At 71.5% G+C, this 19931-nt stretch carries 23 protein-coding genes and 1 tRNA gene; 10 read left to right on the plus strand and 14 right to left on the minus strand.

Annotated features, from left to right (window positions below):
* Positions 1–132: 132 nt before the first annotated feature.
* The 3 genes from AB0J06_RS20225 to AB0J06_RS20235 all read left to right on the plus strand — a co-directional run bounded on the left by AB0J06_RS20225 (position 133) and on the right by AB0J06_RS20235 (position 3871).
* Positions 133–1242 carry a DUF3068 domain-containing protein gene (locus AB0J06_RS20225; RefSeq protein ID WP_357430481.1) on the plus strand — a complete coding sequence of 370 codons (1110 nt, stop codon included), beginning with the start codon at positions 133–135 and terminating at the stop codon, positions 1240–1242.
* Positions 1243–1721: 479 nt separating this feature from the next.
* A complete protein-coding gene (locus AB0J06_RS20230; protein WP_357430482.1) occupies positions 1722–2339 on the plus strand; it encodes a DUF6230 family protein in 618 nt (205 codons plus the stop codon).
* Between the two features lie 77 nt (positions 2340–2416).
* Positions 2417–3871, plus strand: coding sequence for a DUF6114 domain-containing protein (locus tag AB0J06_RS20235; RefSeq protein WP_357430483.1), 1455 nt, complete (start codon positions 2417–2419; stop codon positions 3869–3871).
* A gap of 54 nt (positions 3872–3925) precedes the next feature.
* Here the strand turns inward: AB0J06_RS20235 and AB0J06_RS20240 are convergent, their stop codons facing one another.
* The 3 genes from AB0J06_RS20240 to AB0J06_RS20250 form a co-directional block, all read right to left on the minus strand.
* Positions 3926–5206 carry a glycosyltransferase gene (locus AB0J06_RS20240; protein ID WP_357430484.1) on the minus strand — a complete coding sequence of 427 codons (1281 nt, stop codon included), beginning with the start codon at positions 5204–5206 and terminating at the stop codon, positions 3926–3928.
* Between the two features lie 186 nt (positions 5207–5392).
* The gene (locus AB0J06_RS20245) at positions 5393–6583 is read right to left on the minus strand and encodes a CoA transferase (protein WP_357430485.1); all 1191 of its coding nucleotides are present in this window, start codon (positions 6581–6583) and stop codon (positions 5393–5395) included.
* 13 nt (positions 6584–6596) lie between these two features.
* A complete protein-coding gene (locus tag AB0J06_RS20250; RefSeq protein WP_357430486.1) occupies positions 6597–8267 on the minus strand; it encodes a DUF885 domain-containing protein in 1671 nt (556 codons plus the stop codon).
* Positions 8268–8422: 155 nt separating this feature from the next.
* Between AB0J06_RS20250 and AB0J06_RS20255 the strand changes: the two genes are divergently transcribed.
* On the plus strand, positions 8423–9403 hold the full coding sequence (locus AB0J06_RS20255) for a DMT family transporter (RefSeq protein ID WP_357430487.1): 981 nt from the start codon (positions 8423–8425) through the stop codon (positions 9401–9403).
* 19 nt (positions 9404–9422) lie between these two features.
* Here AB0J06_RS20255 and AB0J06_RS20260 read toward each other — a convergent pair whose 3' ends face one another.
* Both AB0J06_RS20260 and AB0J06_RS20265 read right to left on the minus strand, forming a co-directional pair.
* Positions 9423–10496 carry a PHP domain-containing protein gene (locus tag AB0J06_RS20260; protein ID WP_357430488.1) on the minus strand — a complete coding sequence of 358 codons (1074 nt, stop codon included), beginning with the start codon at positions 10494–10496 and terminating at the stop codon, positions 9423–9425.
* Positions 10497–10565: 69 nt separating this feature from the next.
* Positions 10566–11570: a prephenate dehydrogenase/arogenate dehydrogenase family protein gene (locus AB0J06_RS20265; protein WP_357430489.1), complete on the minus strand. Its 1005-nt coding sequence runs from the start codon at positions 11568–11570 to the stop codon at positions 10566–10568.
* A 118-nt stretch (positions 11571–11688) separates the two neighbouring features.
* Between AB0J06_RS20265 and AB0J06_RS20270 the strand changes: the two genes are divergently transcribed.
* Complete coding sequence (locus AB0J06_RS20270; RefSeq protein WP_357430490.1) at positions 11689–11853, plus strand: hypothetical protein; 165 nt, start codon at positions 11689–11691, stop codon at positions 11851–11853.
* A gap of 34 nt (positions 11854–11887) precedes the next feature.
* On the opposite strand, the gene AB0J06_RS20275 is transcribed toward AB0J06_RS20270, so the two are convergent.
* Positions 11888–12649, minus strand: a complete 762-nt coding sequence (locus tag AB0J06_RS20275) for a M23 family metallopeptidase (protein ID WP_357430491.1) — start codon at positions 12647–12649, stop codon at positions 11888–11890.
* Between the two features lie 238 nt (positions 12650–12887).
* On the opposite strand from AB0J06_RS20275, the gene AB0J06_RS20280 reads away from it, so the two are divergent.
* The 4 genes from AB0J06_RS20280 (at position 12888) to AB0J06_RS20295 (ending at position 14731) form a co-directional block, all read left to right on the plus strand.
* Positions 12888–13238: a hypothetical protein gene (locus AB0J06_RS20280; RefSeq protein ID WP_357430503.1), complete on the plus strand. Its 351-nt coding sequence runs from the start codon at positions 12888–12890 to the stop codon at positions 13236–13238.
* A 114-nt stretch (positions 13239–13352) separates the two neighbouring features.
* Positions 13353–13520: a hypothetical protein gene (locus tag AB0J06_RS20285; protein WP_357430492.1), complete on the plus strand. Its 168-nt coding sequence runs from the start codon at positions 13353–13355 to the stop codon at positions 13518–13520.
* Positions 13521–13658: 138 nt separating this feature from the next.
* A complete protein-coding gene (locus tag AB0J06_RS20290) occupies positions 13659–14180 on the plus strand; it encodes a tRNA adenosine deaminase-associated protein (protein ID WP_357430493.1) in 522 nt (173 codons plus the stop codon).
* A gap of 62 nt (positions 14181–14242) precedes the next feature.
* Positions 14243–14731, plus strand: coding sequence for a nucleoside deaminase (locus AB0J06_RS20295; RefSeq protein ID WP_357430494.1), 489 nt, complete (start codon positions 14243–14245; stop codon positions 14729–14731).
* 89 nt (positions 14732–14820) lie between these two features.
* Here AB0J06_RS20295 and AB0J06_RS20300 read toward each other — a convergent pair whose 3' ends face one another.
* From AB0J06_RS20300 to deoD, 3 genes are all read right to left on the minus strand, one after another.
* The gene (locus AB0J06_RS20300) at positions 14821–15285 is read right to left on the minus strand and encodes a thioesterase family protein (protein ID WP_357430495.1); all 465 of its coding nucleotides are present in this window, start codon (positions 15283–15285) and stop codon (positions 14821–14823) included.
* A gap of 1 nt (position 15286) precedes the next feature.
* Positions 15287–15919: a TetR/AcrR family transcriptional regulator gene (locus AB0J06_RS20305; RefSeq protein ID WP_357430496.1), complete on the minus strand. Its 633-nt coding sequence runs from the start codon at positions 15917–15919 to the stop codon at positions 15287–15289.
* Positions 15920–16100: 181 nt separating this feature from the next.
* A complete protein-coding gene (gene deoD, locus AB0J06_RS20310; protein WP_357430497.1) occupies positions 16101–16808 on the minus strand; it encodes a purine-nucleoside phosphorylase in 708 nt (235 codons plus the stop codon).
* A 75-nt stretch (positions 16809–16883) separates the two neighbouring features.
* On the opposite strand from deoD, the gene AB0J06_RS20315 reads away from it, so the two are divergent.
* Positions 16884–16973 (plus strand) — tRNA-Ser (locus tag AB0J06_RS20315).
* A 53-nt stretch (positions 16974–17026) separates the two neighbouring features.
* On the opposite strand, the gene AB0J06_RS20320 is transcribed toward AB0J06_RS20315, so the two are convergent.
* The 5 genes from AB0J06_RS20320 to AB0J06_RS20340 form a co-directional block, all read right to left on the minus strand.
* Entirely contained in the window at positions 17027–17509 is a 483-nt protein-coding gene (locus tag AB0J06_RS20320; protein WP_357430498.1) for a GNAT family N-acetyltransferase, read from the minus strand.
* Between the two features lie 16 nt (positions 17510–17525).
* Positions 17526–17888, minus strand: a complete 363-nt coding sequence (locus AB0J06_RS20325) for a VOC family protein (protein ID WP_357430499.1) — start codon at positions 17886–17888, stop codon at positions 17526–17528.
* Between the two features lie 282 nt (positions 17889–18170).
* On the minus strand, positions 18171–18437 hold the full coding sequence (locus AB0J06_RS20330) for a hypothetical protein (protein WP_357430500.1): 267 nt from the start codon (positions 18435–18437) through the stop codon (positions 18171–18173).
* Positions 18438–18612: 175 nt separating this feature from the next.
* Entirely contained in the window at positions 18613–19092 is a 480-nt protein-coding gene (locus AB0J06_RS20335) for a hypothetical protein (protein WP_357430501.1), read from the minus strand.
* Complete coding sequence (locus AB0J06_RS20340) at positions 19058–19834, minus strand: helix-turn-helix transcriptional regulator (protein ID WP_357430504.1); 777 nt, start codon at positions 19832–19834, stop codon at positions 19058–19060. The genes AB0J06_RS20335 and AB0J06_RS20340 overlap by 35 nt, the downstream gene beginning before the upstream one ends.
* Positions 19835–19931 lie beyond the last annotated feature (97 nt).

A 19931-nucleotide genomic window follows, 5' to 3' on the forward strand; every position in this document is an offset into this window, starting at 1 on the left:
TCCAGGGGGTCGCCGAACAAGGTGACCGGAGAGTAACCTGCCGCCATGCTAAGGGCGGGTTACGAGCATGTCAGCTACATGTTCGGCACCCGGCCCACCGGCGCCACCTAGCACCATCGTTTGGGAGGACTAGTGAAGCGGATCGTCGGCGCCGCGCTCTTCGGGCTGGGCGTCTTGTTCCTGATTGTCGCTATTGGACTGCCGCTCTTCGTCGCTCCGGCGGTGAGCCAACTGCCGTACGACCTTGGGAAGTCGAAGTCGATCGCGGAAGCGTCGAACGCGCGGTTTATGCAGATCAAAAAAACTGGGATCGACGTGGAGAAGGGCGACCTGCGCACGACGGTCGAGGTGCTGCCGCAGGCGAAGCTGACCCAGGAGAAATTGAAGGGCGACCTCAAGAGCAAGGCGATGGTCTGGGACGTCTACCAGACCGTCCGTCGGATTGACGACAACGTCGAGATCAACGCCTACAGCACCGAACTCGCCATCGACCGGCGGACGGGTGCCGCCGCGAAGTGGGACGAAGCGTGGCTCGAGGACGGGACCGGTCTGCCGGCCGACTACTCGGGTCAGGTCTACAAGTTCCCGTTCAACACGGAGAAGAAGGACTACCTCGTCTACGACCGCGATCTGCGCCGGGCGAGGCCCGCGCAGTTCAAGGAGGTGATGAAGGTGCGGGGAGTCGAGGTCTACCGCTTCGAGCAGGAAATCCCCGAGGAGCAGCTGACGATCGCCCCGGACAGCCTCAGCGCGCTTCGTAGCCGCTTCGCCCCGCAGGCGCAGGGTGGCCGGGTCATCTACAGCACGACCCGGACGTTCTGGATCGAGCCCACGACCGGGCTCTACGTCGACTTCCGGGACCAGCCGCGCAAGGAGTTCGTGCCGGACACCGGCGCATCGACCGTGCTCCTGGACGCGGACTTCCGCTACACCCCCGCGACGGTGAAGGACAGCGCCAAGCGGGCCGGCGACAGCGCGAAGCAGATCGGGATCGTGCGGCTCTGGGCTCCGCTGGCGCTCGGCGTGCTCGGCCTGCTCGCCATGGTGCTCGGCGTGATCTTCGTGCTGCGTGGTGGCCGGCCGGAGGAGCAGGTTCAGACCGGGGGCGGCACGGTGCCGAAGGGTCCGCGCAGTGCGGCGGACGACGACGGGACGCTCGCGGACGTCGTTCCGCCCACGTCCACGGACGGTTCCGGGGTGCCGAACCAGCGCAGTTCGCAGGAGCGCCCGGCGCGTCGTTGACGCTACGGACCACGTGCGCCCGGTGGTTCGGCCCGATGAGGGTCGAGCCGCCGGGCGTTCGGTCATTCATGGCCGGTGTGTGGTTACGGGAACCGGCGCCGCGTTTGTGATGCGCACAACTGTGCGCAAACAACGTCCTCGGGGTTTCAATTTGATCGCTCGTACCGGTTGTTACGCAACCGTGATGCTGATGTGTCAGCGAGTGCGATTCGGTGATGTTGCGCGCGATTAGTCCGGTTAATCACCGATCGCCATCACGAAATGTCAACGACTGAACTACCGAAAGTAGCGGAACCGCGCTTTCCAATTTCGATCAGGTTACGGCACCGTAGGTAGGGGGTTGTGAGCCGGATCGCTTTCGTTGCACCATCAGCCGCACGCCTCGTTACTGGCCGGTAATGGCCGAACGGTAGGGCCCCATACAGCTCCGAGTCGCCCCCGCCGCCCGCCGCGTCGGCGACCCCGATCGAGGAGGACCCGTGAAGGATCCGCAAGGCAGCCCGGTGCACGGACGCACCCGTTGGCGCCGCTTCGCCGTCATGATGGTGCCCGCCACCGCGGTCGCCGGCGCGATCGTCTTCGGCATGGCAAACGGCGCGATCGCCGCGTCGTTCGCCGTCTCCGGCCAGACCTTCAAGGTTTCGGCCACGAAGCTCGACGGCAGGGGCTTTGTCCAGTACGGCGGCGTCGTCAAGGACAAGGACGGCAACGAAAGGCCGGTCGCCGTCTCCGGCATCCGCACCGCCGACCTCTACGACCTCTGCCAGTCCGTGAAGGTCCCCAACGCGCCGATCGTGCTCACCATCAATGCCGGTGGTGGCGGGAAGCCCGCGAAGGCCACCAACCTGATGATCGACATGGAGTCGCTCGCGGGCGACGCGAAGTTCACCAACATCCAGATCGGGCGCGACGCCGGCACCGTCGACGCCGGGCCGGTCACGGCCAAGGGTGAGTCCGGCGCCTTCGCGCAGCAGGCGTCGCGGATCGAGATCAACGGCCTCCAGCAGGTGGCCCGCTCGACCAGCGCCGGGACCTTCACGCTGACCGGGCTCAAGCTCAACCTCAACGTGGGCGACGACGCCAAGGAATGTTTCTGAGCTAGGTACGAGGCCCGCGGATGGCGTCGTCCGCGGGCCTTGGTCCCGCCGCATCCGCCAGATCGCAGGAGGAGTACGTGACAACCGCGAACCCACAGCACGTGCGCAGCGGCGCACTTGCCCGGGGCTGGCACGACTTCCGCCACTGGCGGCGGGCCCGCCCCTTCTGGGGTGGGCTGCTCACGCTGATCGCCGGTCTGGAGATCTTCGGGTCCACCCAGATGAAGCTGGACGGACTCAGCTTCCAGATGGGGCCGACCGGCTTTCTGTCCTGGCTGATCCCGACCATCCTGGTCGCCTGCGGTCTGCTGATGTGGTTCACCCCGCAGCAGCGGATGTTCTACGCCATCGTCGGGTCGATGACCGCGGTGTTCTCGCTGATCGCGGTCAACCTCGGCGGCTTCTTCATCGGTCTGCTGCTGGGCATGGTCGGTGGCGCTCTCGGGTTCGCCTGGGTCCCGTCGCGGTCGCCGGCACCGGTCGATGAAGCCGATCGTACGGAGGCCGTCGCCGGCGACCCCGCCGCGAGCCCGGACGAGACGCCCGCGCGATCGTCGGATGATCAACTCGATGGCGATGACAGCACGGCGCCGGTGACGGACGCGCTGCCGAAGCCGCGTAACCCGATGAGCCAGCCGGAGCCGGTCGAGCCGCCGGCCGGGCAGGGCCCGTCACGGTCGCAGCGCGACACGGGCCTGCTGGCCATCACCCTCGTCCTGCTCAGCGTATCCGCGATCGGGCTGGTCACCACACGGGCGGCGAGCCCCGCGCAGGCCGCGCCGTGCCTGCCGTCGGTGACCCCGAGCGCCCCGGCGGGCAAGCCGTCGCCGGGACCGAGCGGCAGCCCCACTCCAAAGCCCGGTGCTGACGATGACGGAAACCTGCTCACCGACATCATCGACGGGATCGTCGGGCTGTTCGGCGGGGGAAACAACAAGAAGCCCGAGGCGGCGCCGACGCCGACCGCTGTCGCGCCGACGCTGGGTCCGGACGGCAAGCCGCTGCCGACGCCGCCGGTGGGGCGACCGGGCGCGTGTCCGACGAAGCCCGAGCCGGCGGATCCGGCCCCGCCCGCCGGAGTGAAGCGCCTCGCCCCCGCCCCCGGGCAGCCGTTGGTGGCGAAGAAGCCGTCGCTGCTGACCGGATCGAAGGTCACCATGCGCAACCTGAAGATCGACGGCATCGTGAAGCTGCCGACCGCGGGCGGTGGAACGACCGAGGTGCTGCAGTTCTCGATGAGCGAGGCGGTCACGGACGACTTCCTCCTGCAGGTGCCGGGGCCCGCCGGCAAGACGATGCGGTTCCAGACCCCCGCGCTCACCGTGCGCGGCGACGTCAAGTTCTACGCCAGCCGGTTCGTGGGATGGATCGGGCCGCTCAAGCTCACGCTGACGCCGTCCTCGCCCGTCCCGCCGAACGGCATCCCGCTGACCCTGCCGAAGATCAGCTTTGACAAGCCCGAGATGCAGCTCGTCTTCGTGAACTCCGACATCCTGACCGGACGACCGAGCCTCAACGTCTCCCTGGGCTGATCCCCGCTCCCGGACCTGCGGGCCGGCGCCGTGCCCCCGGTGGCGCCCGCCCGCTCATTGCCCGGACTGCCGCCGCTGCGCCAGCGCGTGCCGGTAGACGTCCAACATCGCCGCCCCGTACCGCTCGGGGGTGTGCCGCAGCGCGAGCGCCCGCGCCGCCGCACCCTGTCGGCGGGCGGCCTCGGGGTCCCCAAGCAGCCGGATGACCGCGGCGGCGAAGCCGGCCGGGGACGCGTCGGCGAGCACCGTTGTGTCACCGAGCGCGCCGGTGCGGTGCAGCACCGGATCGGCCAGCACGCTCGGCACGCCGGCCAACGCGGCTTCCTGCAGGACGAGCCCCTGAGTGTCCGTACGGGACGGGAAAGCCAGCACATCGGCGCTGGCGTAGGCGTCCGCCACCTGGTCGCCGGCGAGCTGTCCGGTGATCACCACGCGGTCGGCGACGCCGGCGCGACGGATCAGCCGGCGCAGCCAGCGCCGCTCATAGACGGCGCCGACGAGCACCAGGCGGGCCCGCGGCTCGGCGGCCAGGATCCGGGCGAACGCCGGCAGCAGCAGATCCACCCCCTTCTCCCGGTTGACCCGTCCGACGAAGAGCACCATCCGGTCCGGGCGCGCGATGCCGTGCCGGTCACGGAACTCGGCGGGTCTGACCGCACCCCGCGGAGGCGGAACGGCGGCCGGCACCAGGAAGACGCGCTCCTGCGGCACGGGCAGAGCGGCCCGGGAGAGCACCGCCGGGGTGGGCACGATGACCGCGTCGGCGTCGTGCAGCAGCAGACGGTTGACGGCGTCGACCGCGCCGTGCCGGCCGCGCTCCGTGCAGTGGCCGGCGGTGACGCCGAGGCGGCGGGCGTAGAGCTTCGCCAGCAGCCGCACGGCCGAGGTCGGCACGCGGTACGCCTCGGCGTACGCGTGGAGGTCCGTGTGATAGGTGTGCACGACGGGCAACCCGAGGCGCTGCGCGGCGAACGTGCCGAGCAGCCCGACCGGACCGGGAGTGTGCACGTGGATGAGGTCGGGCCGCCAGGCCGCGATCTGCTCGACGTGGGCGTTCGTCGGCCACGGCAGCAGGCGTAGGTCGGCCAGCCCGCAGGAGAGCGCGCGCAGCGCGAGCAGGTCCGGCAGGTCCGGCTGCTGGCGGTGGTGCGGCGCCACGGTGAGGCAGTCGTGTCCGACCGCGGCGAGCGCGTCGGTCAGGGTGTGCAGCGACGCGATCACCCCGTCCCGCCGCGGGAGGTAGGTGTCGGAGAAGTGGACGACCCGCAGGGTGCGGGTCGGAGCCTGTGCACCCGGCTGTGCCGCGGGTCGGGTTGTCAGGGTGGGTGCGGTCATGACGCCTCCCGGCAGAGGTCGGGTACGGGACATCCGCGCGCCGGCTATCAACTGGCTGCCCGGTGCGCCGATCGGCAAACGCAGTGCACCGTTCCGACCCGGACGGGCGCCGGACCGCAGGGTGGATTTCAGGCGGCCGGTTTGTGACATGTGAGCAATCGGGCTCAGTGGGTAGGGGGAGGAGAGCTACGGACGCCGCCGCTCGCCGGCCAGCCACTCCGTGATCTCCGCGGTCTGCTCGCCCAGGCCGGGTGGGGGCCGGCGGTAGCTGACCGGGGTGTCGGAGAGCCCGACCGGGTTGGCGATCGTCCGCACGTCGACGCCGTCGCGCTCCTGCCGCACGATCGGCGCGAGGCCCAGCCGCTCGGCGAGGGCGAGCCCTTCGGCGACGGTGTTGACCGGTCCGCACGGCACCCCGGCCGACTGCAGCGCCGCCTGCCAGTGCGCCGACGGGCGCGCGGACAACAGTTTCTCCAGCGCCGCGACGAGCACCTCGCGGTGGCGTACCCGGGACTGGTTGGTGGCGAAGCGCGGGTCGGTGTCGAGACCGACGACGGCGGCCATCCGGCTGAACTGGCGGTCGTTTCCCACCGCGACCGCGATCGGCCGATCGGCGGTGCGCAACGTCTGGTACGGCGCGATGCTGGGGTGGGCGTTGCCCATGCGGGAGGGTTCGGCGTCCGCGTTGAGCTGCCCGGAAGCCTGGTTGACCAGGCTCGCCATCAGGGCGCCCAGCAGCGATACCTCGACCCGCTGACCGCGTCCGGTGCGGGCGCGGGCGAGCAGCGCGGCGGTGACTCCGGTGGCGAGGTGGAGCCCGGCGAGCACGTCGACCAGCGCGACACCGACCTTGGTCGGCTCCCCGTCGGGCTCCCCGGTGATGGACATGAGCCCGCCGACGGCCTGGACCAGGAAGTCGTAGCCGGGCAGAGCCGCGCCCGCGTCGCGGCCGAAGCCGGTCACGCTGGCGTAGACCAGCGCGGGATTGTCGACGGCGAGGGCGTCGTAGCCGAGCCCGAAACGCTCCATCGTGCCGGGCGCGAAGTTTTCCACCAGTACGTCGGCGCGGACGGCAAGCTCGCGGGCCAGCTGCCGACCGTCGGGTGTGGACAGATCGAGCGCGATGCTGCGCTTGTTGCGGTTGACGCTGAGGTAGTAGGTGGCCGTGCCGTCGGCGGCGACGGGCGGCGCCCAGCCGCGCGTCTCGTCGCCCGAGACCGGCCGCTCCACTTTGACCACGTCGGCGCCGAGGTCGGCCAGGGTCATCGTCGCCAGCGGCCCGGCCAGGACGCGGGAGAAGTCGGCTACCAGCACCCCCGCCAGCGGCCCGGCCCGGTCCGCGTGACCAGACGGCGGTGTGTCGGCTCGCCTGATCACGCGGACCGTCGTCTCAGAGTCGGCCGAGTGCCGACTTCAGCGGGTCGAGCCCGAGCGCGCCGAGGTTGAGCGCGTCCCGGTGGAACTCCTTGAGGTCGAACGCGGAGCCCTTGCGGGCGCGCGCGTCCTCGCGGGCCTGCAACCAGATCCGCTCACCGACCTTGTAGGAGGGAGCCTGGCCGGGCCAGCCCAGGTAGCGGTTGAGCTCGAACCGCAGGTTTTCGTCGGGCACCCGGCAGTGCGCCCGCATGAAATCCCAGCCCAGCTCCGGCGTCCAGCGCTCGCCCGGGTGGAAACCGAACGGGTTGTCGCGGGGGATCTCCAGCTCCAGGTGCATGCCGATGTCGACGATCACCCGCGCGGCGCGGAACGCCTGCCCGTCGAGCATGCCGACCTTGTCGCCCGGGTCCTCCAGGTAGCCGAGCTCGTCCATCAGCCGCTCCGAGTAGAGCGCCCAGCCCTCGCCATGCCCGGAGCACCAGCAGAGCAGCCGCTGCCAGCGGTTGAGCAACTCGGCCCGGACCTGCGTCTGCGCGATCTGCAGGTGATGGCCGGGCACCCCCTCGTGGTAGACCGTGGTGACCTCGCGCCACGTGGAAAACTCGGTGATCCCCTGCGGGACCGCCCACCACATGCGGCCGGGGCGGGAGAAGTCCTCGCTCGGGCCGGTGTAGTAGATGCCGCCGTCGCTGGTCGGGGCCAGGCAGCACTCGATGCGCCGGACCTGCTCCGGAATGTCGAAGTGCGTGCCGTGCAGCTCGCCGATCGCCTTCTCCGCCAGCGCCTGCATCCAGTCGCGGAACGCCTCCTTACCCTGGATGCTGCGCGCGGGGTCGGCGTCGAGCGCGGCGACGGCGTCGTCGATGCTCGCGCCCGGGCCGACGATCCGGGCCGCGACCGCCCGCATCTCACCCTCCAGCCGCGCCAGCTCCGCGAACCCCCAGGCGTACGTCTCGTCCAGATCGATCTTCGCGCCGAGGAAGTACTGCGACGCGAGCTGGTAACGCTCCCGCCCCGCCGCCTGCTTCTCCCGCCCGCGCGGCGCCAGCTCCTCCCGCAGGAACTGGCCGAACTGCGCGGTCGCGGCGGTCGCCGCGGCGGCCCCGCGCTTGAGGTCGGAGGCGAGCGCGCCGTCGGCCTGAAGACGGCCGACCAGCCCGTGGAAGAAATTGTCACCCTGCGGGTCGGTCCAGATGTCGCACTGCTTGGCGACCTCGACCATCTGCGCGCGCGGACTCACGTGCCCGGCGTCGGCGGCGACCCGCAGCGTCGTCTTGTACTGGTCGACGGCGCGGGAGAACTGGTTGAGCCGGGCCGAGATGTTGCGCACCGCCTCCTCGCCCTGCACGGGCATCAGGTCGAAGACCTGGCGCAGCCCGTGGAGCGCGCTGGCGATCACGTTGATCTCGCTGGTCGCCTCGCCCGCGTCGTAACGGGCCAGCTCCAGGCCGAGCCGCTCGGTCATCGCGTCCTTGGCGACCCGTTCGGCCTCGGTCTCCGGGTCCGCCACGTCGAGGTCGCGCAGCGTGCGCCGGGTCAGCTCGGCCTGCGCCGCGAACCCCTCCGGCGACAGGTCGTCCAGCTGATCGTCATGCCCCGGGATGCCGACGTAGGTCGCGCCGGCCGGGTTGAGCGGGGCCCACTCATCAACGTATCGGTTGGCCAGGTCATCAATTCGTCCCACGGAACGACCCTACGTGACGCATCCGATAATTCGTCCAGCTGTTCCCGTCGGCGGGTCGGTGAGCGCGCAGCGCGGAGAGATGAGTGGTCCCGGTCGGCAACACAGTGTCCGAAAGTCGCGGGACATTGTCGTACGCCTGCGGCAAAGTGTCAGGGGTGACCGCCGCAACCGCTCCTGACCGGGCCGACCTCCGCGATTGGCTGCCGGGCTTTCTCGCCCTCGCCGCGATCTGGGGTAGCAGTTTCCTGTTCATCAAGATCGGGATCCGCGAGCTGCACCCCGTCTACGTCGCCCTCGGACGGGTCGGAGCCGGTGCGCTCACCCTGCTCGTCGTGCTGGCCGTGCTGCGCGACCGGCTGCCCCGCGATCCCCGGCTCTGGCTGCACCTGGCGGTGATCGCGGCCATCGGCGTGGCGCTGCCGTTCACCCTCTTCGGCTACGGCGAACAGCGCGTCTCCTCGATGCTCGCCGGCATCTGGAACGCGACCACCCCGCTGGTCGTACTGCCGATGGCGGTGCTGGTCTTCCGCACCGAGCGGATGACCGCGCGCCGCGGGGTCGGCATGGCGCTCGGCTTCCTCGGGGTCCTCGTGGTGCTCGGGGTGTGGGAGGGGGTCGGCGGCGCGCAGTTCGCCGGGCAGCTCATGTGCTTCGGCGCGGCCGCCTGCTACGGCCTGGCGATTCCGTACCAGAAGCGGTTCATCGCCGGCCGTCCCGAATCCGGCGTCGCGCTGTCGGCCGCTCAACTGCTGCTGGCCACGGCACAATTCGCGATCGTCGCGCCGCTGATCGCCGGCGCCCCGCCCGCGCCGACCCGGCTCTCGCTCGACGTCGTGGCCAGCGTCCTGGCGCTGGGCGCGCTCGGCACCGGGCTCGGCTTCGTGATCAACCTGCGCAACATCCGCCTCGCCGGGGCGAGCACCGCGTCGACGGTGACCTACCTGATCCCGATCTTCGCGGTCCTCATCGGGGTCATCGGGCTCGACGAGCACCTCGCCTGGTACCAGCCGGTCGGCGCGCTGATCGTGCTCGCCGGCGTCGCCGTGTCGCAGGGGCTGCTCGGCCCCCGGCGCCGGCCGATCGTGGAGCAGCCGGCGGAAACGCTCGCCGCGGTGCCGGAGCCGGCCCGGCGCTGACCCGTCGCCCGGTCCTGCCTCACCGGACGCGCGACGCGGCCCACTCGACCAGGCGCTCCGCGCTCCAGGTGTTGACCACGCGCTCCGCCGGCACCCCACAGAGCGCGGCGCGCTCGCACCCGTAGCGCTGCCAGTCGAGTTGCCCGGGCGCGTGCCCGTCCGTGTTGATCGCGAAGAGACAGCCCGCCTCCAGCGCCACCCGGATCAGCCGCTTCGGAGGGTCCTGCCGCTCGGGCCGTGAGTTGATCTCCACGGCCTTGCCGTGCTCCACACACGCGGCGAAAACCGCGTCGGCGTCGAAGCTGCTCTCCGGGCGGCTCCGCGCGCGGTGGGCGCGGTCGCCGGCGCCGCTCACCCCCGCGGGCCGTTTGGCGACCATCCGTCCGGTGCAGTGGCCGAGGATGTCCAGGTGGGGGTTGGCGACCGCGCGCACCATCCGCCGGGTCATCTTCGCGCTCTCGTCCTTCAGCCCGCTGTGCACCGAGCCGACCACCACGTCGAGGCGCGCCAGCAGCTCGTCCTCCTGGTCGAGCGAGCCGTCGGCGAGGATGTCGACCTCGATCCCGGTGAGGATGCGGAAGCCCTCGGGCAGCTCCGCGTTGAGCGCGGCGACGTGATCGAGTTGGCGGCGCAGCCGGTCCGGGCTCAACCCGTTGGCGACGGTGAGCCGCGGCGAGTGATCCGTGAGGACGAGGTACTCGTGGCCGAGGCCGACCGCCGCCAGCGCCATCTCCTCGATCGGCGAACCGCCGTCCGACCAGTTCGAATGGGTGTGGCAGTCGCCGCGCAGGGCACTGCGCAGCGCGGCCGCCGCCTCGTCCAGATCGGTTCCTTCGGTCGCCGCCAACCGCCGCAGGTAGACCGGCTCCTCGCCGCGCAGCGACTCCGCCACGCAGCGGGCGGTGACCTCACCGACCCCGGCCAGCTCGGTCAGCGTCCCGGCTTCGGCGCGGGCCGCGAGCTCCGCGGGGGGAAGAACGCCGAGACCGTTCGCGGCGGAGCGGAAGGCACGTACCCGGAAGCTGGCTTCGTTGGCGCGCTCCAGCAGGAACGCGATCTGCCGCAGGTCGGCGATCGCGTCCCGGGCAGCCATGGTCGCTACGGTAACCCGTGCCCGTCGATGACGCTGCCGATCAAGTTCGGGGGCGTCGCGGGTCGTCGGTCAGCCGGCGGGTTCGGAGACCACGGGTCTGACCGCGGTCACCGTCCGGCGATCGTCGGCCACGGCGGTGATCCACCCTCCGGCCCGCCCGAGCCGCAGCAGCGCGTCGGCGCGCGCGGGCAGCTCCAACGGGTTGCCCGGCACCGGCGGCCATGCCGTGCGTGCCGCACAGCCGGGGGCGAGCCAGGGCCGCAGCGCGGCGATCGGCTCGCCCGCGTCGAGTGCGGCGCGTGCCCGCTGCAGCGATTCGAGGACCGCGTCCAGCGCGGGTCGCACGGCCGCCGCGTTGCCACCGCACATCGCCGCGACCAGCTCCGGCTGGCTCGCCGCGACGCGGGTGCCGTCCCGGAAGGACCCCGCGGCGAGGGTGCCGGCGAGCGGGTCGGCGGCGGCGGTGACCGCGAGCGCGGCGGCGAGCAGATGCGGTACGTGGCTGACCGTCGCGACCGCCCGGTCATGTTCGGTGGGGGTGGCCGGGACGACCCGCGCCCCCAGCGAGGTGACGAGCGCGGCGAGGTCGAGCCAGTCGGTCAGCGCGGTGACCCGCGGCTCCAGGCAGAGCACCCAGGCGCAGCCGGTGAAGAGCGCGGGGTCGGCGGCGGTGAAGCCGGACGTCTCGCGGCCGGCCATCGGATGACCGCCGACGAAGCTGGCGAGCCGGTTGTGACGGTGCAGGCGTTGCTCGACCAGGAGCTGCACCGGGGTCTTGACCGAGGTGACGTCGGTGACCAGCCCGGTGTATCCGACGTTCGCCAGCTCGTCGAGGACGGTCGGCACGGCCGGCAGCGGGACCGCGATGACGACCAGTTCCGCGCGCGCCACCGCGTCCCGTACGGTCGGCACGACCTGCCACCTGGCGCCCGCGGGAGCCTGCGCCGCGGCGGTGCGGGCCGTGGCCCGGGTGGCCGGGTCGGCGTCGTAGCCGTACACCGCGTGCCCGGCGAGGGCGAGCGCCCGCAGCGCGGAACCGCCGATGAGACCGAGCCCGATCACCGCGACATTCACGCGGAGGACTCTCGCACATCGCCGAATTCGCCCGACCGGGGCCGTGCCGCGTCGGGACGCGCCAGTCCCTCCCGCGCGGTCGCTGGAACTCGGCTTACGTGGCAGCTACCGTCATGACGTGATTTATCAGGACAATATGGGGTCGCGGCTACGGCGCGCTCTGCTCCGGGTGACCGTGACGCTGGCGATCACCGCCGGCATCATCGTCGCCGGCTCGGTCGCCAAGGCCGAGTTGGCCCCCGTGCCGGACGGGATCCGCACCAGCGAGGGCACGGTCCGCTAGAAACCAACGGCCGGCGGACGTTCCGGCGGCGGCGCTACGGCGCCTTCGGGCAGCCGCGATCGCGGTGCCAGGAGTTGACCTTGTCGACCGGCGACTTGCTCGTCTTCTTGCGCCAGGCGTCGAGGAACGGCGCCGGCCACACCACACCCCGGCGGATCCACCAGTCCCCGGTCTTCGCGCACGGCGGCGAGATCGCGAAGTGCAGGTGGCAGACGTTGTTGGCGTTCCCCGACCGACCGACCGTACCGAGCCGCTGACCGGCCCGGACCCGTGTGCCCGCCTCGATGCCGATCGCCACGTCGGTCAGGTGGGAGCCGTAGTAGCGCACCCCGTCATCGCCGAGCAGCGACACGAACCGGCCGCCGTTGAGCGGCCCGTCCGGCCCGCTCTTGCTGTACCTGTCCACCCGGCTGATCTCCACGACGCGCCCGTCGGCCACCGCCACCACCGGCATCCCGCAGTCGGCGAAGATGTCCGTCGCCGGGTAGGCGGAGTGCGTCGGGTGGTAGGAGACGTTCCCGCCCGGCACCGGGAAGACATAGCGCCAGTTGGTCGGCCCCTTGCTGGCCACCGCCGGGGTCGCCGTGCCGGTCGCGCGGGGCGCGCTCGCCGCCGGCGTCGTCGGGGCCGGCGCGCTTCCGGCGCTCGCCGTACCGGCCGCCGGCGTCGGGGTCGCACCGGGAAGTGGCGGGTGGCCCTGCGCGCAGCCGGCCGTGAGCGTCACCGACAGCAGCGTGGCCAGCGGCACCAACCTGTGCCCGACCGGAGCCGCGCCACGCGTTCCTCCCCTTGACATGCGGCCCATCCTGGCAGACCCCGCCGCGCGCTGCTCCCGGGCAACCCGGGCGCGCGCCGCCGAGCCGCAGGTATGCTGCGGCGAAACCGGCAGTCGCGAGCGAAGGAGCGGCGTGATGGCGGAGCCCCCGACCTGGTCCACGCCGGGCGCTGCCGTGCCGCCCGGGACCTGGTCACCGCCCGGTGCGCCGATCCCGTCGCCCGGCGCGCCCGTTCCGTCCCCCTGGCCGGCCGCGCCGATGCGTACCCCCTCCGGTCTCTTCCCGTCCGCCCCGTCGTTGCACGCCGTCCCGCCGCGACCCACCTACCGCGAACCCCACCCGGTACGTCCCGGCGCGATCGCGGCCGGCGCCGGCGCGACCGCGCTGTGGCTGCTCTTCTTCGGGTTGCTGGGCGGCAGTGTGAGCGGTTACGCGTGGTGGACGCTTCTCGCGGGCGCGGTCGCCTGGGTGGTGGCGCTGGGGCTGGCCCGGTTCGGCGACCGCGGTGTGGCCGCGGGGGTCGCCATGCTCACCGCCGTCGGATGGGCGATCGCGGCGATCGCCGTCGCCGTGCGGTGGGCGAGCAGCGGGGATTGGCCCTTGTGGTGACTCTCCGCGTCTCCCGCGACATGAATCGTGAGCGTCTGCGGGGCGGACCGTGTGCGGGCGGCTGCGGGCTGCGACCGGCTTGACGAATAGGTCCCCAGTCGGCACGCTCGCGGCATGGTCTGGACAGCGCAGCGGCTCGACCCCGTCAGGAGCCGCCGCCGGATACAGCTCCTCGCCGAGCTCGCCGGAGCCAAGGCGGTGCGGGAGGGTGAGCAACCCCGACGCGGGCGCCCGGAGCGCATCCGTGAGCTGATCGCCAACCGACGTCGATCGGCGAACTGACCCACCTTCTGTTTGGTCCAATCCCGCCCTTCGGGGCGTTGACGCGCCAGCCGCCCAGGTGACCAGCTACCGTCACGCGTGACAACAAGGTAGACGCAGTGGTGCTTCCGGAGCGCCGCAGACATATGTGGGGGAAACGTGCCCTATTTCGCGGCTGGCGTGGCGCGCGGCTCGGCTGGTTGGAGCGCCGCTGAGGTCGACCTCGGTGGCGTCGCGGACATCGAAGAGGTGGCGGACCGACTCCGCGACGTGGACCCGGACGCGGAGCTCTCCCTGCTGTTCGTCGAGGCCGACGACACCTATCTGGCGATCCTCCGGCTCGACGACGGCGAGGACCTGCGCATCTTCGGCTCCGACTCGGCCTTCGCCGAGGAGTCGCGGCTCGGCGCGCTGCTCGTCGGGGACATCAAGGCGCCAGTGGAAATCGACCCGACCGAGGTCTCCCGCACGCGTTCCGGTGACGATGACGACGAGCAGCCGGTCGCCGATCCCGATGCCGACCCGGTGGGCGACGCCGACCTCCTCGCCGATCTCGGCGTCTCGGGGCACCGCCTGCTCGCGCTCTGCGCCCGCGAGGGGATGCTCCCCGCCGATGTGACGGCCGAGTTGTGCCAGGCGATCGGCTGCGGTGACGAAGTGGAAGAGCTGCGCGAGGCGTGACCCCGTCCAGTGGTGTGCCACAGCCGGGGGCCGGTGATCGGCGGGAACGCCACGAAGTGTGGATGCGCAGGGCGCTGGAGTTGGCCGCGACCGGGTTGCGCACCGGTGTCGCCGACGAACCCGACGTGGCCGCCGGTGGTCCCGCCGCGCCCGTCCCGCTCGGGCCGTCCGGGGACGTGCCGGTCGGCGCGGTGATCTACGACCCGGACGGCGTCGAGATCGCGGTGGGGCGCAACGAACGGGAACTGAGCGGCGACCCGACCGCGCATGCCGAGATCCTCGCGCTGCGCCGGGCGGCCGCCGCGGTCGGCGCCTGGCGTTTGGAAGGCTGCACTCTCGTCGTCACCCTCGAACCCTGCACGATGTGCGCAGGCGCGCTCGTGCTGGCTCGGATCTCCACTGTGGTCTTCGGGGCCTGGGAGCCGAAGACGGGGGCGGTGGGTTCGCTGTGGGACGTCGTCCGCGACCGGCGGCTCAACCACCGACCCGCGGTCTACGCCGGGGTCCTGGAGCCCGAGTGCGCCGCCATCCTCCGCGCCTTCTTCCGCTGACCCCCGCCGAACCCCCGCGCCCTCCGCACGGTCGGATCATCGGGCAGCGCCGGCCAGTTGTGCAGCTTGGCGCCGGCGACGCGCGCGTCTTACTCCCCGGTCACGGCGGTCTTCAGCAGGGTGTCGGCCACGGCGCGGGCGGCGTCGGTCCAGGGCGCCGGGCGCAGCGTGGCGGGATCGAGCCGTACGACCACGCGCTCCCCCTCGGCGTGCACGGTCGCGCCGTCGGGCGAGAGGAAGCGGAACCGGTAGACCCCGCTCGTCTCGCCGAACCGCTCGAGCCAGAAGTGCACCAGCACGTCGCCGGTGCCGCGGATCGGCGCGCGGTACCGGATGGTGAACTCGAGGACCGCGTGGAACATGTCGGGCGAGGTGGGCCGTCCCTGTTCGAAGGAGTGCCCGCGCTCCGACCAGTAGAGGCTCAGGGCCCGCTCCAACAGCACCGCGTACCGCGCGTTGTGCACCATCCTCATCGCGTCGAGGTCATCGAAGTGCACCGGGATCGGCTGCACGTGACCGTGCTCGACGTCCAGGGCGTCAGCCAGCATGCTCATCTCAGTCCTCCGGAAGCAGGGTCGGGTCGGGGCATGCGGCGCGGAGCCGGTCGAGCACCGCGCGCCGGGCGAACGGGTAGGCGGATTCGGACGGCAGCAGCCGGGACCGCATGACGGCGCTGAGACCGACGGCCTCGAATTCGTACGCCAGTTGTCGCACGTCGACCTCGGCGGCGAGCTCGCCGGCGGTGATCGCCTCGGTGCCGAGCCGCTCGACGAACGCGATCCACTCGGCGAGGAGCTCAGCCAGCCGGTCGTGTACCGGGCCGGGGCGGGCGTTGTATTCGAACTCGGCGTTGGCGAAGAAGCAGCCGCCGGGGAGCACCGCGGCCGCGTAGAAGTCGAGGCGGGACACGTGCAGCGCCCAGAGCCGCCGGACCCCGCGGGGCGCCCGCATCGCCGGGGCGACCACCTGCTCGGCCCACTGCTCACGGGCCCGTTCGATGGTGGCGAGCTGCAGCTCCTCCTTGGATCGCCAGTGCGCGAAGAGCCCGGACTTGCTGACGCCGAGCGTCTCGGCGAGCTGGCCGAGGGAGAGGCCGTCGAGTCCGGCCTCGGTCGCGAGTGCGACCGCGGTGTCGAGGACAGCGGTGCGGGTGCGGGCGCCGCGGGCGAGCCGGCCATCGGTGGTCACAGCAGGGAGCGTACGACAAACAAACCGATCGGTCGTACAGTTTGTTGTCCACGGCACACCCACCCGCGCCACAGCGCGCTGGCGATGAATGCAGAGATCCGCGTGATCAGGGAATTCCCGGGGCGGCACGCGGCCGACGCGCGGGAACTACTCCGTGATCACGCGGATCTCAGTGGGGGTGTCAGGCGATCGCGGTGTCGAGGGCGACCTCGACCATCTGCGCGAAGGTCTGCTCGCGCTCCTGGGCGGTGGTCTTCTCTCCGGTCTTGATGTGGTCGCTGACCGTCAGCAGGGTCAGCGCCCGGCACTTGTAGCGGGCGGCGATCGTGTAGAGCGCCGCCGACTCCATCTCCACCGCCAGCACGCCGTAGTCGGCGAGCGTGTCGTAGAGGTCGGGCCGGTCGGTGTAGAAGGCGTCCGCCGCCAGGATCGGCCCGACCCGCATCTGGATGCCGCGCCGCTCGGCCACCTCGACCGACGTACGGAGCAGCCCGAAGTCGGCGACCGGGGCGTAGTCGATCAGCCCGTCGAACCGCATCCGGTTCATGTTCGAGTCGGTCGAGGAGCCGCTCGCCGCGATCACGTCGCGCAGCTTCAGGTCCTCGCTCAACGCGCCGCACGACCCGACCCGGATGAGGGTCTTCGCGCCGTACTCGTTGATCAGTTCATGGGCGTAGATGGAGGCCGACGGCATCCCCATGCCGGAGCCCTGCACCGACACGTCGACACCCTGGTAGCGGCCGGTGAAGCCCAACATGCCGCGCACCGTCGAGTAGCACTTGGCGTCCTCGAGGTAGGTCTCTGCTATCCACTTGGCCCGCAGCGGGTCGCCGGGCATCAGGACCCGCTCGGCGATGTCTCCGGGATTCGCTCCGATGTGCGTACTCATGGCTTTGATCCTGCCAGGTCGACTCGCGGCATACCCCTACGACGGTCCCGGCGAACGTCGGGTACCCTTCTCGGCGGTGGTGTGTCCGAGCGGCCTAAGGAGCACGCCTCGAAAGCGTGTGAGGGTGCAAGCCCTCCAAGGGTTCAAATCCCTTCACCACCGCCACTGAACAGGCGAACGCCTGGCCGGTCCGCAAGGGCCAGCCAGGCGTTTCGCTGTTATGCCCGCTGACCGGCCGGCCGCGCGGGGTTGACCTGCAGCAATGGCAGGACACGGCCGGGCACCGACCCGGACGGGGTCTCACCGATCCGCTCGGCCCCCATCGCGAGATAGAAGCCCTCGGCGTACGGCTCCGCCTCGATCCGCAGCCGCGTGAAGCCGGCCGCGTCCGCGGTCCGCAGCGCGTGCTCCCAGAGCCGACGGCCGATCCCGGTGCCGATCGACGCGGGGTCGAGCCAGAGGTGGCCCAGCTCACCGTCCGGTGGCGTGCCCTCCACGCCGTAGAACCCGAGCACCTGCCCGGCCAGCTCGGCCACGATGATCCGCCGCGCCGCCAGTTCGTCGGGACGGAGCGTCAGCTCGGCCCGGCAGGCGTCGAGGAACTCGTCGTCATAGCCCCAGTGCGCCTTGGAGCGCAGGGCCAGCTCCGTGAGGTGCGCCGCTTCGTCCGCCCGCGCCGCCCGAAACATGATCACTGCCATCCAGGCAGTCTGGCTCCTAAGACTTCTGGCAGATGCAGAAGGGGTGCCCGGCCGGGTCGATGAGCACCCGCCAGGTCTCGCCGGGCTGGAAGTCCGGCTTCGCCGCGCCCCACTCCACGCACTGCGCCTCGGCCTTGTCGAGATCGTCGACGTAGAGGTCGAGGTGGTAGCGCTTGGGCGCGACGGAGTCCGGCCAGGCCGGCGGCGCGTAGTTCTCCATCCGTCCGAACCCGATCGACGTCTTGCCGTCGCTGATCATCGCGTACTCGTCCTGGCTGTGCGTGATCTCCCAGCCGAGCACGCGCTTGTAGAACTCGGCGAGCGCGGCCGGGTCCGAGCAGTCCAGGCTGACCATGGCGAGCGTGGCGATTCCGGTCATGGGTGATGCTGCCTCTCTCAACGGTGAGCGGGTCGTTCTCGACCTCCGCCCGACATCCTGTCGGCCGTACCTGCCATCTCCTGTCAGGTACCCGAAATCCGGGTCCGACGGTCGCGACGAATGCACCGCCGTCGCCCCGGCGCGGGACGGGCGGTCATGCGCGCTCCACGAGAAGCGTGACCGGAACGCGCAGGTTCGGCCGGGGCTCGTATTCCACCGCCTGCCCGGTGACCGGGCGCCACCCGTCGGCCACGATGGCACCCACGACTGCTGGACGGAGCTTCAGTCGGGGCGGTAGCGCGTCCAGCCCACGAACCGGTCGTACAGGTCCTCGGGGTTGAGGTCCAGGTCGGAGATCGTGAGGTCACCGATCGCGAGGTACAGGTAATTGGCCATCTGCACGGCGAGCGCGATCCGGTTGCCGGCCCGTGCCCGGAGCTGCAACCGCGCCGGCGGACAGGGCCACTCCCGCTGGCAGCGCGGACACACCCACGTCGGTCGTTGGGGTGCGTGCGCACTCAGCCAGCGTGACCATTTGAGCTGCCCCACGGTTCCCCCCTCCGCCTGTCGGAAGAGCGCGGCGGCCGGGGCTCTCCGCTGTCCGCCGACCGCCGCACCCGCAGGGCGACGCTATTGCTGGGGGACATGACGGTGAAGGTGCGCGGTGTACGACGGTGGCCCGGCCGCTGAACGGTGGTGGGACGAGTTGTCCGACCTGGCGAGGTCAGAGCTGCAGACCGACGGCGTCCGCCAAGGTGGAGAGTTCGACGGTCATGGCGCGGCGTCGGGCCGACACCAGCGTGGTCACGATGTCTTGCGCGTACCGCTGGTGGCTCAGCCACGCGGGGGCGTCGCGGCGTATCCGCAACAGGGTTTCAGTCGCCTCCGCGAAGCGCCGGTTGTCCGCCTGTGCGTAGGCGAGGTCGAGTAGGTGCCGGTTCCGGTTGTTGCTCGTCGGTCGGTCGTTCGGCCTCACCTCCTCGGCCAGGACGAGCGCCCGGCCGGTGTCTCCGCTGATCACACAGCTCTCGACCTGCTTCATCACGACGGTCGTCGCGCAGAATGTGCCGACTGTGGCGGGCGCAGGCGTTCGCACCGGACGCGCTCCGCTCACCCGCGTGGCCGCTGCGGCGGCCGCCGCCAACAGCTCGCCGGCCGTGTCGTCGCCGTTATTGCGGACGGCCGCGGCCGCCGCCCGCAGCATCAGCCAGCCCCAGGTCGCCAGTTTGCTCGGGTTGTCCGTGGTTGAACGACGGCTCGATCTGGTCGGCGGTCTGCACCGCTAACTGCTCGGCTTCGTCGAAGCGTCCCTGACGGAGGAGCAGCCAGCAGAGGGACACCACAGACGCCGCGCCGACCAGCCGGTCTCCGGCGGTGTCGGCCGCGTCGAGCGCGCGGTCCAGTGCCCGGTGAGCCAGGTCGAACCGGCGGAGTTGGATCAGCAGGGTTCCGGCGAGCTGGTAGGCCTGCGACAACTGACGTGCCGCCTCCGGCCGCGCGTCGGCCGGCGCTTCGGCGAACGCCACGCAGGCGTCTGCGAGCAATGAGGGGAGCGCGTTGAGCGCCGTCGGGTAGTCATCACCGTGATAGGCGCGGTCAACCGCCCAGATCGCCTCGTTCACGTCGCCGCGTCGCGGCGGCTCGGGCTCCAGTTCTCCGATCGGCACGCCACCGAGGCCGCGGGCCGGAGCGAGCAACCGACGCAGCGCCAGCAGCGGTATGTCCTCGTCCTCCGCCTGCCGCCCCGCCGGAGCCGACGTGCCGAACAGGGTAGAGGTGCGCACACCGAGGGCCCTGGCGAGTTTGTTCAGGGTGGCGATCCGGGCCGAGGTGCGCTCGTTCTGCTCCAGCTTGCGGATCGTCTCGACGGATACGCCGGAGGCTTCTGCGAGTTGCTCCTGGGTGATCGCGCGTCGGCGGCGTATCGCGCCAACTCGGTCGCCGATAGTCGCCGGGGTTCCAGTCGACCGCCCCGATCCCCTGACGCAGCCAGAACGGCTGCGCGCCGGGCGCCACCTTGGCGACGGGGCTGGTCCGGGGCGC

Origin of the sequence: Micromonospora sp. NPDC049679 (assembly GCF_040659735.1) — a bacterium.
In the GTDB taxonomy this organism is placed as follows: domain Bacteria; phylum Actinomycetota; class Actinomycetes; order Mycobacteriales; family Micromonosporaceae; genus Micromonospora_I.